Source organism: Streptomyces sp. NPDC055013 (genome assembly GCF_053608645.1).
Genome location: NZ_JBSGVW010000007.1, coordinates 52,998 through 66,631, shown reverse-complemented (window position 1 = coordinate 66,631; position 13,634 = coordinate 52,998). Strand labels below are relative to the sequence as shown.

The window sequence follows — 13,634 nt, the reverse complement described above, 5'->3', positions numbered from 1 at the left end:
CCCGTTCTGCGGTCGTGCCGCCTTGAACGCACGATCTTCACGGCTGTTTCATATGCCTCACAGGAGCGTCACTGATCCCAGTGGGCGCTCAACTCAGCCTGTGGGGGGCACAGTTGAATACTGCACACCGTCCCAGACGCCTCGCGGCCACGCTGCTCGCCGCCGCACTCGCCGGGGCCGGCCTGACCGTCGCCGCGGCCCCGGCGGCGCACGCGGCCGCGTCGGACGCCGTGGTCAAGCTGCCGTTCTCGTCGTACTCCGCGCTGGCCGTCGACAACGTCCACCAGCGTGTCTTCGTCGCCGACAGCAATGTCGGCTACTACCTCAACTCCGGCACCATCGCCGTCTACAACTTCGACGGCGAGCGCCTCACGACGATCATCACCAACCAGGCCCATGTCTCCGGCCTGGCGGTCAGCGCCGACGGCAGCAAGCTGTACGCCGGTCTGCGCGACCGGATCGAGGCCTACGACACCACCACCTACCAGCGGACCACCCTCGCCTCCGCCGGCACCGACCACTGCGGCCGTGAACTGGCCCAGTCCAGCGGCCAGATCTACTTCACGACACCGAACTCGTCGAGCCCCTCCCAGTGCGCCACCGCCGAGACCCGCCTGGAGGGCGTGGTGAACGGCGTGCCCACGACCACCGGCTGGCTCGACTACGGCGACCTGCTGCTGGAGGCCGGTGCCGGCGACCGGATGCTCATGGGCCAGCCGCTCAACGCGAAGGCCGCCAACCCGTTCGTCACCGTGTACGACACCGGCAACGGCTCCCTCGTCCGAGGCGCCGCCCGGCGCTTCGCCGACGCCGACGGCAAGGGCGCCCTGGACCTCAAGGACCTGGCGTTCTCCGCCGACGGCACCAAGGTCGCCCTGGCCGACGCCACCGCCGGCACCCGGCTGCTCAACGCCGACGACCTGTCGGACGCGGCCACCGGCTACCCGGCGCTCCCGTCCGGCGCCACCGCCAGCTCGGTCGCGTTCAGCGGCGACGGCAAGTACATCGCGCGCGGTGCTTCGGCCACCGGGTCGACCCCCGACCTGCTGGTGCAGCCAGCCGACCCGGCGGACTCGACGGCCCCGCTGGAGTTCGCCTTCGAGGGCAGCCTCGACGGGGACAAGGTCGTCCCCCGCGGGATGGAGTGGTCGGCGGACGGCTCCCGGCTGTTCGCGGTCACCACGAACACGGCCGGCAACCAGTACTGGCTGCACATCATCCAGCCCCCGGCCGTCCAGTACGACGCCCGCTTCACCGGCGGCCTCACCCACAGCCCCGCCCAGGCCGTCGCCGGCGAGGCACTCGCCGTGCGCGGCAAGCTGGAGCAGGACGGCCCGGCACCCGCCGAGCCCCTGAAGGTCAAGGCGACCCGGACCGACGCGAACGGCACGCACGAACTCGGCACCTTCACCGTCAAGGCGGACGGCAGTTTCACCGTCCTCGACGAACCCGGCCTCGTCGGCGACGCCACCTACCGGGTCTCCTTCCTCGGCGACCTGACCCACCGCCCCGCCGAGGACGTCACCGCCACCGTGTCCGTCGGCAAGGCGCCCACCTCGATCGCGCTCACCGCGCCCGAGGAGGCGTCGATGAGCTCGGGCATCGAGATCACCGGCGCCTTCACCGCACAGGGCAAGGCGCTGCCGGACCGGGCCGTCCTCAAGGTCGCGCGGACCGACCGGCTCGGCACCGGCACCCTGTCGTCGGTGACCGTCGCCGCGGACGGCACCTTCACGATCAACGACATCCCGCGCGCCCGGCGCAACGTGACCTACACGGTCAGCTGGCCCGGCGACGACCTGCACAGCGCGTCCACCGCCTCGGCGACGGTGTTCGTCACGCGGTAGCCGGCCGGGTCACCCGGTTCACAGCGTCCCGCCCCGGTCCTCCAGATACCGGGTGTGGGTCTCCTGGCGGCGGGCCTCCACCTCGCGCAGGCCCGCCGCCAGGCGCTCGGCATCCTTCCTCAGCAGGCCGAGCTGGCGCTCCAGATGCAGTTCGGGGGAGTCGGTTCCGGGTGTCATCCGCGTCCACCAGCGTGTCCGTACGAAGCTGTCGACGGCCTCGGGGAGGTCGCGCCGCACGATCCGGGAGAGCATGTGCACGCCCTCCGGGTCGTGTGTGAGCAGCTCGGCGACCCAGCCGCGGTCGAGCAACGCGGTGAGCAGCTCGGTGAGTTCACGCAGCCGGGCGGCTGCCGTGACCGACAGGTCGATGTCCGTCAGATAGCCGCGCAGCTTCTCGAAGTCGCCCCGCAACTCGTCGAGCTGGGCCGACGGGTCCGGGAAGTCGGGCAGCGCGGGCCGCTCCGGCGGGGCGATCAGCGCGCCCGCGCCGTAGAGACCGGCGACGACGACGGGCCAGTACGGGCCGGCCACCCCCGTGAAGGTCAGCACCAGGCCGACCAGCCCGCATCCGCTCCCGGCGATGTTCTTGCGGGACTCCAGGTACGCGAACGCCTTACTGGTAGCCACGGATCTCCTCGAAGGCGCCGTCCAGCGAGCCCTCCTGGGCGTCGAAGAGGCGGCCGCCGGTCAGCTCGGCGATGTGCTCCAGCTCGGAGCGGTCGGAGTCGCCGAAGAGGATGGGGAAGACGGGCGTCTCCCGTCGGCCGCGGTCGAGCCCGGCGTAGAAGGCGTCGAAGTCGGCCGCCTCGGCACCGGTGGTGTTCTCGCCGTCCGTCATCAGCACGACCGACGTGAAGGTGTCCTGGGACCCGCCGGCGCCCAGATGCTCGTACGCCTTCTCCAGCGAGGTGTAGATCGCCGTGTCGCCCTCGGCGGTCAGCGCGTCGGTCTCCTCGCGGATCCCGGCGAGCCCGGCCTTCGGGTCGGCCGGGTCGACGACATGCGTGGCCACGCTCTTCACGTCCGACCCGAAGGGCATCAGCGTGACCTCCTCGCGCTCGCGGAAGTCGCCGGTGAGGTCGGCGAGCGCCTGCTTCAGCTGCTCCAGGCGGTCGCCCTCCATCGAGCCCGAGGTGTCGAGGACGTAGACCGTCCTGGACGGGCGGCGCAGGTCGTTCTCGTACGAGTCGAGCAGTCCGTCGGCCACGGAACGGCTGCCCGGGAAGGGCAGTTCGCGCCGCCTGCCGGTCTCCAGGCCGGGCCCCGGCCGGACGGAGGCGACGACCGGGCGGCGGTGGGTGCGCTCGGTGATCAGCCGCTGGATGCCGTCGGTGCGCAGGGCCTCGGTGACACGGCGGACGTCCTCGCGGGTCGCGGCGTCGGTGGACGCGAGCGAGGAGAGCGGGTAGTCGGCGGTGACGACGCCGTCCTCGGGGCGGATCACGGTCAGGCCCGGGATGCCCTTGAGGACGGACTCGTAGTTGAGCAGCGCGTCGACGTTCCCGCGCCGCTCGTACGCCGCCGCCAGCCAGCCCGACGACCCCGACGTCAGCTTCTGCCCCTTGAAGAACTCCTTCAGGCGGGGCGTGGCCTTGGTGACGTCGGCGTCGGTGAGCGCGGACTGGGCGCCGGAGAGGGCCGAGGCGACGGAGATCAGCGTGGCGAAGCCGGAGTTGGAGCGGGCCGGGTCGGTCATGCCGTACGTCAGCCTGCCGTCCTGGACGGCCTGCTCGATCTGCGACCACGTGACGGCATCCGGCTTCCAGCCGAGCCGGCCGAGGGCCGTGCTCCTGACCCCGAGGGCGACCGGGCTCGACATCACCGGCGTCTGAGACACGACCTTCTTCGCCGCGTCGGGGCGCAGCCGCAGATAGTCGTTGGAGGACAGCCACAGGGCGTCGTACCGCCCGTCCACCTTGCCCGTCGCCAGCATCTCGACGGCGTCGAGGGTGCCCATGTACGTGGGCCGGACCTTGACGCCGGTGTCGTCGGCGATCCGGTCGAGGACCGGGGTCATGTCACTGAGCTCGCTGGACGCGAGGACGCGCAGGGTGCCGGGCTGCGGGGCGTTCGGGTTCGGGTCGTCGGTGCCCTGTTCCGAGGTGCACGCCGTGAGCAGCGCCACCGCCGCGAGGGCGACGGCGAGCAGGCGCCGGGGGCGTGGAGTGTGTCGGGGGTGTCTCATCCGAGGCCACCCTCCAGCGCGGCCTGCGAGCGACTGCGGTCCAAGTAGGCGCTCGCGTGCTGCAGTTCTGCGGTCAGGTTCTCCACCGTCGTCGCCATCGCCTCGGTCGCCTGGACCTTGTAGGTGTCGATGGCGTCGAGGGTGCGGTAGATCTGCTGGAAGGCCGAGCGCAGGGTCTCGGCGCCGACGGCCGGGTCGGCGGCGATGCGCTGGATCTCGCCGCTCTGCGTGGCGAGCATCTCGGCGTTGCCCCGGATGAGGTCCTCGGTCGTTCCGCGCAGCGCGTTGACCTGCTCGATGACCTTCTTCTGGTTGTCGAGGGCGGAGGCCAGCATCACGGAGATGCGCAGCGCCGAGACGGTCGTGGTCGCGGCCCGGTCGACGCCCTTGATCAGCTCCTCGTTGTTGCGCCGTACGACGTCCATGGCGAGGTATCCCTGCGCGCACACCGCGAGCTGGGTGAGCAGGTCCTGGTGCTTCTGCCGGACGGGGAAGAGGATGTCCGCCCGGAGGTTGTCCGCCTGTGCGGGGTCCTGTGCCTCCACACCGGTGATGTGCTGCCCGACGGCCGTGTCCAGGGCCTCCGCCAGGACGACGTACTCCTGGAGCTTGCCCATGGTCTCCCACAGTCGCACCCGCTCGGTCTGCAGGGCGGCGTTGTCGCGGCGGAGCTCGTCCTGCCCGCCCCGCAGCGACCCCACGATTTTGTTGAGGGTTCCCTGGGCGGAGGCGTACTTGGCGACGTGGTCGCGCAGCTTGTTGCCGCCGGGAAGCCGGGAGAGGAACTTGCGCCCCTTGGCGGCGGGCAGATCCCGCGGGTCCAGGTCCTGAACGACCCGCCGCAGCTCCACGAGCGAGCCCGCGACCTGCGATTGGGCGTCCCCGCCCTGGTCCGGCAGGCTGCGGATGGTCCGTTCCAGCATGCGGTTGGACTGCGCGGCTGCGGTCCGCATCTCGCCGGCGCCGAGGCCGGTGATCTCACCGACCTTGCCGGCGAACTCGGGGGAGCGGGCGTCGAGCGCCGCGAGCCCCTCCACGTACGCGGAGGCCTTCTGGGCCATGTCCGCACGGACGCCCTCGTCGACCGGGACGAGTCCGCCGGCCTTCTCGCGCGGCACGGTGGCCACGGGCTCGGGCGGAGTGAGGACGAACGTGTCGTCGTTGTTGTTCATGAGGTGGTGCCCCCCTTATCCGCGCGCCCGTCGCGCCAGCTCGTGCAGCACCTTGGCGGTGGGCACGGGCGCCTGGCGGACGCCGGTCAGTTCCTGCTTGAGATACGTCGTGTCCGAGGCGAACTCGGTGACCTCGCCCTGCGGGCGGAACCCGTGCCTGACCTCCAGCGCCCGCAACTTCGGGTCGGTGGCGAGGAGTTCGGCGACCGCCTTGCCGTTCTCGGTGAGCGGTACGACGGTGTGGTCGCTGTTGACCGTGGTGTCGGGGTAGAGGACGACCAGGTCGTCGGGCTGCTGCCCGTCCGTCAGCATCGAGGCCACCTGGGACTCGTAGACGACGACGAGCGGATTGCCGGCCCCGCTGACGAAGTCCCGGAAGGCGGCGTCGCTGCTGGACTGCTGGGCGCCCTGCACACTGACCAGCTTGTGCAGCAGCGGCGAGGCGCGGTCCACCTCGGCGCCGGAGGCGACGACCTTGCCGCCGTTCGCGACGTAGGAGGCTGCGGCGAGGTAGAGGGCGCCGGAGTTGGAGGTCTCGGGGTCGGTGCTGGAAAGGTAGAGCGTGCCCGTCAACTCCCCGTACTTCCCGGCGCCCTTGAGCTGCTGCCAGGTGCGGTCGGAGCGGGCGGCGTCCAGGTAGGCGGCCATGTCGAAGGTGCCGCGGTGTGCGGTGTCCAGGGTGGCGAGCTTGTTCGCCGCGAGCACCTCGGCGGCGCTCCTGTGCGCCACGACGACGAGGGGCGAGTAGAAGGGGCGGGGGAGAGTCCCCGTCACCTTGTACTTCGTGGCGAGTGCGGCGGCCGGCGCCTGGCTCGACGGCAGCGCGAGGTCGTACCCCGCGAGGTCGAGTCCCTCCATGGCCCAGGACCCGGAGGTCTCGGCCTGCACGGTGTAGCCCTTGGCGGCGAGGGCCCGCACCACGTCGGGATCGGCGAAGAACTCCGCCTTCTCCGATCCGATCACCGCGCGCACGGTCTTCGTTGCCGTGCTCGTGTCCCCATCACTGCGGCCCGCGACGACGGCGGCCACCACGCCACCGATCAGCAACACCGCGAGGACGATTCCTGCAATTCGTCTCACGCCGGGGAGAGTGCTCGCGGAATCCAACGTTCCCCGCCGCGGGGGGTGAACGGGGGGTGTATTACCGGTCCCGGTATGCCACGGGAGCGGCTTGCGGTCAGTCCGTGTCGTCGCCCATCTTGCCGTAACGGCGGAACGCCGAAGTCTCCACCGTCCAGGGGCCGAACGGCACCGAGTCGCCGTAGATATACGGCTCCTTGTGGCTGTAGCGCTCCTTGCACGGGTCCGAGTGGACCTCGATGGTGCCGGTGCGCGGGTCGACGATCAGGTAGTCGGTGATGCCCATGGCGGCGTACTCGGTGAGCTTCTCGCCGTAGTCGTTGCCGGGGTTCGACGGGGAGACGATCTCAATGACCGCGAGTACCTGTGTCGCGTCGACGGCGAGGCCCTCCTCGTCGAGGGCATCCTCGGGGATGACGACCGCGTCCGGTCGGCGCATGCGGCCGACGGAGGGGTGCTCGATCTCGGGGCCGGGGACGCAGCCGTGACCCGGGTGTGTGGCGAGGAGCTGTGCGTCCAACTGCTTGCAGATGCGGCGAACGGTGCCCTCGTGACGCTTCGAGGGGCACATCATGGCCAGGATCGGGCCGGACGGGCCGATCTCGACGGACCAAGTCCCTTCGAGCCGCTCGGCATGGGCTCCGAGTTCTTCGGCGATCGCGCGCATCTTCGCGTACTCCATGTCTTCAGAGTACGGAAATCGTGGCACCCGGTCCGCGCGTCGCTGCGGGTGCACGCGGACCGGGGCCGTTCGAGGGGGGTGTCAGCCGACGCCGGTCAGCTCCTGCGACTCGGGCTGCGCGGCGGCGTGCGCGTCCATCCGCTCGGCGGCCAGGATCGCCGCCGCGGTGTCCGCGCGGGATGCCGCGACGACCAGCGCCCGCCCCGCCAGGGCATGCGCCCGGTGATGCAGTGCCGCGATCCTCGCGTCGCCGCCGGAGGCAGCCGCGCGGGCCGGCGCACGTCCGTCCCGCAGCCGGGCCACCTGCTCGGCGAGCCGCTCGGCGGCCTCGTCGAGGTCGGTGGACGGGGCCTGCGCACGCAGCTCGTCCGTGACGGCGAGCAGCGCCGCGAGATGGCCCGCGAGCTGGATGTCCAGCTCCTCCTCGCGCGACCGGTGGGGGTAGTCGGAGGTGATGCCGGCCATCGTGCTGTGGACCGACTTGGTGCGGATCGGTTCGTACATGGGGATGGCCTCCTGTGCTCTGACAGGAAGCCATCCTAGCTTAGATTCTGTCTAAAGTTGAGTCATTCACGAAAGTGGACCATCTGCACACGCAGGGTCACGGCTGGCCGTACCCGTCGAGGAACCGCCCGATCCGTCCCATCGCGTCCCGCAGGTCCGCGACCGTCGGCAGAGTCACCACCCGGAAGTGATCCGACTCGGGCCAGTTGAAGCCCGTGCCCTGGACGACCATGATCTTCTCGCTCCGCAGCAGGTCCAGGACCATCTGCCGGTCATCCTTGATCTTGAAGACCTTGGGGTCGAGGCGCGGGAAGAGATACAGCGCCCCCTTCGGCCGTACGCATGTCACGCCGGGGATCTGCGTCAGCAGCTCGTACGCGACATCCATCTGCTCCTTGAGCCGCCCCCCGGGCAGCACCAGGTCGTTGATGGTCTGCCGCCCGCTGAGCGCGGCCACGACCCCGTGCTGGCCGGGCATGTTCGCGCACAGCCGCATGTTCGCGAGGATGGTGAGGCCCTCGATGTAGGAGTCGGCGTGGGCGCGCGGGCCCGAGATCGACATCCAGCCCACCCGGTACCCGGCGACGCGGTACGCCTTCGACATGCCGTTGAAGGTGAGGGTGAGCAGGTCGGGGGCGACGGCGGCGGTGGGGGTGTGCGTGGCGTCGTCGTAGAGGATCTTGTCGTAGATCTCGTCGGAGCAGACGAGCAGGTTGTGCCGCCGGGCGATGTCCGTCAGCCCCCGGAGCATGGCCTCGTCGTACACGGCCCCCGTCGGATTGTTGGGGTTGATGATGACGATGGCCTTGGTCCGGTCGGTGACCCTGCGCTCGATGTCCGCGAGGTCCGGCATCCAGTCGGACTGCTCGTCGCACCGGTAGTGCACGGCGGTACCGCCGGACAGTGATACGGCGGCGGTCCACAGCGGATAGTCGGGAGCCGGGACGAGCACCTCGTCCCCGTCGTCGAGGAGCCCCTGCATCGCCATGACGATCAGCTCGGAGACGCCGTTGCCGATGAAGACGTGCTCGACGTCGGTCTCGACGCCGAGGGTCTGGTTGTGCATGACGACGGCCCGCCGTGCCGCGAGCAGCCCCTTCGCGTCGCCGTATCCATGGGCCGACGACACGTTGCGGAGGATGTCCTCCAGGATCTCGGGCGGACACTCGAAGCCGAACGCCGCCGGGTTGCCGGTGTTCAGCTTGAGGATCCGATGCCCCGCCGACTCGAGCCGCATCGCCTCCTCGAGCACCGGGCCCCGGATCTCGTAACAGACGTTGGCGAGCTTGGTCGACTGGATCACCTGCATGTCAAGGAGCTTACGGCCCGGTAACGGCCCCCGGGTCGTGTTTTCCGACACGTGAGACGCGGGGGTTTGGGCTGTTATCGGCGATAGCTGTCCCGGCGGCCCCTCACGTCCCTGGAATTCGCGGTCAGGTACAGGCCGCCGGCGAACGAGAACGGGACCCCGTCGACGCCGCCGAACGTGTACCGCCCGCGGCCGCGCACGGCCGGCAGAACGCGTACGACGCGACGGCCGAGTTGCCCTCGGTGAGCGAGGAGCCCGCCCCGGGCGGGGGAGAGTCACGCCGCCACCGGGCTCCGGGCGCGGCTCGCTGCGCAAGGCGCGCGCGCGGATCCTGGTCGCGGCCGACGCGGTCTCGGTGGCTCGGTGGTCCTCGGTGCGACGGGTTCGACGGGCACGACGGAGTCGGCCGGCTCCGCCGGCTCCCCCGAGCTCGGGCTCGTACGGTCGCGCCCGCCCCTCGCGCACGGACACCCCCGGCACTTTGGCGAGCCCGTCCGCGTCCGATGGTGCCGCCGACGCCGAGGAGAAGCCCACGGCGGCGCCCTCCGCCAGGACGGGGTGTCACCCCGACCGCCACGGCGGGCACCGTCGCTCCGGGCGACTCGGGCGGAACCGGCGCCGTGGACAGGGCAACACCAAGGGCCCGAAGCAGGCGACGGGCGACCGGTCGCCGTCGCGTGTGGCGATCTCATCGCCCTCCCGTGAACGTCCTGCGCCGCCCTCTCCGCACCACCCATTCACCGTGATAGGGAATCCCCTACGGGTTGAACTCACGGGTAACCAACTCCTTGTCCGCACCCCCCTCGTGCGTGACAATGCGCATGACAAACGCATGGGTGACCGGAGATTTTCCGGTCACCTTCTCCGTATGAGGGGACCCCCACATGAGAAAACCTCTCGGCGCCGCCCTCCTCGCCCTGGCGATAGCCGGGGCCGGCGCCGTACCCGCGGCTGCGGCTCCCGTGAACTCGGCCGAGTCCTTCGGTAAGAGTGCGGACACCGACGCGGTCACCTCCCTGGTCCGGGACACCGTCACGTCCACCACGGAGAGCCTCGACCAGGTCCTGAACCCCAAGGCCCAGGCCGTCAACTTCGCGGGCACCGTCTCGCTCAGCAACTGCTCCGGCTCCGTCGTGCGCTTCTCCGACTCGGAGGACAACGACCCGGCGCTGGTGATGTCCAACGGCCACTGTCTGGAGACCGGCATGCCGGGACCCGGCGAGGTCGTCGTCGACCGGGCCTCCAGCCGGACGTTCGGTCTGCTCAACGCCTCCGGGAGCAGGGTCGCCAACCTGCGCGCCAACAAGCTCGTGTACGGGACGATGACCGACACGGACGTGTCGTTCTATCAGCTCACCACCACGTACGGGCAGATCAAGAGCTCGTACGGCATCGACGCGCTCACCATGGCGGAGACCCACCCCGTCGCCGGCACCGCCATCACCGTGGCCTCCGGCTACTGGAAGCGGCTGTACAGCTGCAACATCGACGGGTTCGCGTACCGCCTCAAGGAAGGTGACTGGACCTTCAAGGACTCGGTCCGCTACACCTCCGCCTGCAACACCATCGGCGGCACGTCCGGCTCCCCCGTCATCGACCAGGCCACCAACAAGGTCGTCGCCGTCAACAACACCGGCAACGAGGACGGCCAGCGCTGCACGGTCAACAACCCGTGCGAGGTCGACGAGAGCGGCAACGTCACCGTCCGCCAGGGCATCAACTACGCCCAGCAGACCTACCAGATCCCCGCCTGCTTCGGCGTCGACAACAAGCTCGACCTGAACGCGAGCGGGTGCGTGCTGCCCAAGCCGTAACCACGGCCCGCGGGGCGGGCGGTCCCCAGGTCACTGAGAGGGTTCACGGTGTCCTGCGGACCGCCCGCCCCGCCAGTACGTCCGTCCGGCGCCCGTCCTCGATCACGAAGCGGCCGTCGACGAGGACGTACGGAATGCCCGTCGGGAGCTTCCTCGGCTCCTCGAACGTCGAACCCGCCGCCACCGTCCGCGGGTCGAACAGCACCAGGTCCGCCCGGTGGCCCTCGCGGACCAGCCCCCGGTCCGGCAGCCGCAGCCGCGCCGCCGGGCGCGCGGTCAGATGGGCCACGCACTCCTCCAGGGACAGCACCCCCAACTCCCGTACGTAGTGGCCGAGATAGTGCGGGAAAGTGCCGTACGCCCGCGGATGCGGCTTCGTGCCCTGCAGGATGCCGTCCGAGCCGCCCGTGTGGACCCGGTGGCGCATGATCGCCCGGACGTTCTCCTCGTGGCCGACGTGCTGGAGGATCGTCGAGCCCAGCCGGTCCCCGAGGAGCAGACCGCGCGCGGTCACCCAAGGGGCCTCGCCCCGCGCGTCGGCGGACTGCCGGATCGTACGGCCGACGAAGTCCCCGAGCGCCGGGTCGGTCACGCCCGAGATCTCGATCGTGTCCCACTCGATGGGCACGCCGTGGCAGCCGTCCGCGCCGATGACCTCCATGTGATGGCGGATGCGCCCGGCCGTCTCCTCGTCCGACAGGCGGGCCAGGATCGCCTCGGGGCCGCCCTCGCTCGCCCAGCTCGGCAGCATGGCGACGAGGGTCGTGCAGCCGGGGGTGTAGGGGTAGGTGTCGAGCGTGATGTCGGCACCGGTCGACAGCGCTTCGTCCAGGAGCTTCAGCAGCTCCGGGGCCCGGCCCTCGTTCACGCCGAAGTTCATCGTGGCGTGGGCGAGGTGGAGCGCGCAGCCCGCCTCCCGCGTCAGCGCCACCATCTCCTCGTACGCCTCCAGGGCCCCGGCCCCGTAGGAGCGGTGGTGCGGGCAGTAGTAGCCGCCGTACGACGCCACCACCCGGCACAGCTCCGTCAGTTCCGCGTCCTTGGCGTACATGCCGGGCGTGTACGTCAGCCCGGACGACATGCCGACCGCGCCCTGCTCCATGCCCTGCGCGACCAGCTGCCGCATCCGGTCCAGCTCGTCCGGCGTCGCCTCGCGGTCCTCCCAGCCGACGGCGAGCGCGCGGACCGTCCCCTGCGGGATCAGGTACGCCGCGTTCACGGCGATGCCCCGGCCCTCGAAACCGGCGTCGAGGCGGTCCAGGTACTCGCCGACCGTGCGCCAGTCGAAGTCGATGTCGTCGCCGGAGCCGTTCCAGCCGGTGATCGCGCGGCGGACCTCGGCGAGGGTGCGGTCGTCGACGGGGGCGTACGACAGCCCGTCCTGGCCGATGACTTCGAGAGTGACCCCCTGCGCGGCCTTCGCGCTGTGGTCGGGGTCCCGCAGCAGCGCCAGGTCGCTGTGGGCGTGCATGTCGATGAAGCCGGGGGAGAGGACGAGGCCCTCCGCGTCCAGCTCCCGGCGGGCCTTGGGCCGCCCGCAGCCGGCCGCTGCCGCCTCCTGGACGATCGACACGATCCTGCCGCCGTCCACGACCACATCGGCGCGGTAGGACGGGCCGCCGCTGCCGTCGACGACGTCCGCGTCGCGGATCACCAGCTCTTCCATGGCTGACGCCTCCCCTGTCTCCTAGAAGAACGTGCGGATGTAGTCGACGACCGTGCCGTCCGCCTCGGCGACCGGAATCAGCTGCCACTTGTCGAACGACGTGCACGGGTGGGACAGCCCCATGCCGAGCCAGTCCCCGACCTCCAGGTCCGCCTCCTCGGTCGTGCGCAGCCACGCGTGCTGGTCGGACAGGCCGGTCACGGAGATGCCGGTGGCCGGACGCTCGGGTCCGTCGCGGCGGACCACCTGGGCGAAGGGCAGGTCGAGGTCGTACGCCGCGTCGCGCTTGCCCGCGTTGACGAAGGCCTGCTCGGGGGTGGGGCGGGAGACGACCTGGGCCCACAGGCGGAAGGCGGGCTCGAGGGCGCCCTCCTGCGGGACCCGGTTGAACGGGGTGAGCTTGCGGTAGTGGCCGTCGTCGTGCGAGACGTACGCGCCCGAGCGCAGCAACTTCAGTACGGGCAGCGACAGTTCGGGGATCCCGGCGAAGACGTCCGCCACCGCGTCGAACCAGGCGCTGCCGCCCGCGCTGACGACGATCTCGTCGAGGCCGGCGAACCGGCCGGCCTTGTCGAACTCGGCCGCGAGGGAGACGAGCCGCCGCAGCCAGGCGTGCACCCGCTCGGGGTTCGCGTCCGGCACCTCGCCCTCGTACCCGGCGACGCCGACCAGTCGCAGCGTCGACACGGCGGCCACCGCGTCCGCGACGGCCGCGCACCCGGCCTCCGTACGGACGCCGGTACGAGCGCCGTCACCGGCCGCCAGCTCGACGACGACGTCCAGCGGACGGGTGGCCCCGGCGTCGCGCAGCGCCGCGTCCATCTGCTCCACGCCGCGCACGGAGTCGACGTAGCAGATGAGACGGAAGTCCGGATCGGCGGTCAGTTCACCGGCGATCCAGCGCAGCGCGGCGGCGTCCACCAGCTCGTTCGCCAGGAAGATCCGCTCGGTGCCGTACGCCCGCGCCACCCGCACCTGGTGCGGTACGGCGAGGGTGATGCCCCACGCCCCGTGCTCGATCTGCCGCTGGAACAGCTGAGGGGCCATGGAGGTCTTGCCGTGCGGGGCGAACGCGAGGCCGTGCCGGGTGGCGTACGTCTCCATGAGGTCGAGGTTGTGCTCCAGGCGCTCGGCGGACAGCGCGAGCACGGGGGTGGCGAAACCGTCGGTGAAGAGGTTGCGGCGCTGGGCGGCCAGTTCGGCGACGGTGAGTCCGTCGGCGTCCGGCGGGAGGCCCTTGAAGCGGTGGTCGACGCGTTCCTCGGCCAGGCGGGCGAGCGCCTCGGTGCTCATGGAACCTCCCTGATCTGGGGAGTTGCACTCTCTGCAACATCCATTGCGTATATCGCTAACCGCTGTCTAACATCTCGGCGAA

General features: G+C 70.8%; 11 protein-coding genes. 2 read left to right on the top strand and 9 right to left on the bottom strand.

The genetic code is table 11. The annotated features are described in order from the left end of the window. The first annotated feature begins 113 nt into the window (after positions 1-113). Positions 114-1,847 carry an Ig-like domain repeat protein gene (locus tag ACWGDB_RS11500; protein ID WP_453822234.1) on the top strand — a complete coding sequence of 578 codons (1,734 nt, stop codon included), beginning with the start codon at positions 114-116 and terminating at the stop codon, positions 1,845-1,847. 18 nt (positions 1,848-1,865) lie between these two features. On the opposite strand, the gene ACWGDB_RS11495 is transcribed toward ACWGDB_RS11500, so the two are convergent. From ACWGDB_RS11495 to ACWGDB_RS11465, 7 genes are all read right to left on the bottom strand, one after another. Further along, complete coding sequence (locus ACWGDB_RS11495; protein WP_453822233.1) at positions 1,866-2,474, bottom strand: hypothetical protein; 609 nt, start codon at positions 2,472-2,474, stop codon at positions 1,866-1,868. Then, positions 2,461-4,032, bottom strand: a complete 1,572-nt coding sequence (locus ACWGDB_RS11490; RefSeq protein WP_453822232.1) for a substrate-binding and vWA domain-containing protein — start codon at positions 4,030-4,032, stop codon at positions 2,461-2,463. The genes ACWGDB_RS11495 and ACWGDB_RS11490 overlap by 14 nt, the downstream gene beginning before the upstream one ends. Next, positions 4,029-5,204, bottom strand: a complete 1,176-nt coding sequence (locus ACWGDB_RS11485; RefSeq protein ID WP_453822231.1) for a toxic anion resistance protein — start codon at positions 5,202-5,204, stop codon at positions 4,029-4,031. Before ACWGDB_RS11485 ends, ACWGDB_RS11490 begins: the two co-directional genes overlap by 4 nt. Before the next feature lie 15 nt (positions 5,205-5,219). Then, complete coding sequence (locus ACWGDB_RS11480) at positions 5,220-6,284, bottom strand: hypothetical protein (RefSeq protein ID WP_453822230.1); 1,065 nt, start codon at positions 6,282-6,284, stop codon at positions 5,220-5,222. Positions 6,285-6,381: 97 nt separating this feature from the next. Further along, positions 6,382-6,966 carry a Uma2 family endonuclease gene (locus ACWGDB_RS11475; RefSeq protein ID WP_453822229.1) on the bottom strand — a complete coding sequence of 195 codons (585 nt, stop codon included), beginning with the start codon at positions 6,964-6,966 and terminating at the stop codon, positions 6,382-6,384. Positions 6,967-7,047: 81 nt separating this feature from the next. Next, positions 7,048-7,470: an SCO4983 family protein gene (locus tag ACWGDB_RS11470; protein WP_453822228.1), complete on the bottom strand. Its 423-nt coding sequence runs from the start codon at positions 7,468-7,470 to the stop codon at positions 7,048-7,050. Between the two features lie 97 nt (positions 7,471-7,567). Continuing rightward, positions 7,568-8,779: a pyridoxal phosphate-dependent aminotransferase gene (locus ACWGDB_RS11465; protein ID WP_453822227.1), complete on the bottom strand. Its 1,212-nt coding sequence runs from the start codon at positions 8,777-8,779 to the stop codon at positions 7,568-7,570. A gap of 884 nt (positions 8,780-9,663) precedes the next feature. Here ACWGDB_RS11465 and ACWGDB_RS11460 point away from each other — a divergent pair. Further along, positions 9,664-10,593 carry a S1 family peptidase gene (locus ACWGDB_RS11460; protein ID WP_453822226.1) on the top strand — a complete coding sequence of 310 codons (930 nt, stop codon included), beginning with the start codon at positions 9,664-9,666 and terminating at the stop codon, positions 10,591-10,593. Between the two features lie 43 nt (positions 10,594-10,636). On the opposite strand, the gene ACWGDB_RS11455 is transcribed toward ACWGDB_RS11460, so the two are convergent. Then, the gene (locus ACWGDB_RS11455) at positions 10,637-12,259 is read right to left on the bottom strand and encodes an N-acyl-D-amino-acid deacylase family protein (RefSeq protein ID WP_453822225.1); all 1,623 of its coding nucleotides are present in this window, start codon (positions 12,257-12,259) and stop codon (positions 10,637-10,639) included. A gap of 21 nt (positions 12,260-12,280) precedes the next feature. Then, entirely contained in the window at positions 12,281-13,552 is a 1,272-nt protein-coding gene (locus tag ACWGDB_RS11450) for an amino acid deaminase (RefSeq protein ID WP_453822224.1), read from the bottom strand. Positions 13,553-13,634 lie beyond the last annotated feature (82 nt).

Coding starts and splice junctions, on each gene's coding strand:
- ACWGDB_RS11470 (WP_453822228.1), bottom strand. CDS start 7,470: ATGTACGAACCGATCCGCACCAAGTCGGTCCACAGCACGATGGCCGGC.
- ACWGDB_RS11460 (WP_453822226.1), top strand. CDS start 9,664: ATGAGAAAACCTCTCGGCGCCGCCCTCCTCGCCCTGGCGATAGCCGGG.
- ACWGDB_RS11490 (WP_453822232.1), bottom strand. CDS start 4,032: ATGAGACACCCCCGACACACTCCACGCCCCCGGCGCCTGCTCGCCGTC.
- ACWGDB_RS11475 (WP_453822229.1), bottom strand. CDS start 6,966: ATGGAGTACGCGAAGATGCGCGCGATCGCCGAAGAACTCGGAGCCCAT.
- ACWGDB_RS11455 (WP_453822225.1), bottom strand. CDS start 12,259: ATGGAAGAGCTGGTGATCCGCGACGCGGACGTCGTCGACGGCAGCGGC.
- ACWGDB_RS11465 (WP_453822227.1), bottom strand. CDS start 8,779: ATGCAGGTGATCCAGTCGACCAAGCTCGCCAACGTCTGTTACGAGATC.
- ACWGDB_RS11450 (WP_453822224.1), bottom strand. CDS start 13,552: ATGAGCACCGAGGCGCTCGCCCGCCTGGCCGAGGAACGCGTCGACCAC.
- ACWGDB_RS11485 (WP_453822231.1), bottom strand. CDS start 5,204: ATGAACAACAACGACGACACGTTCGTCCTCACTCCGCCCGAGCCCGTG.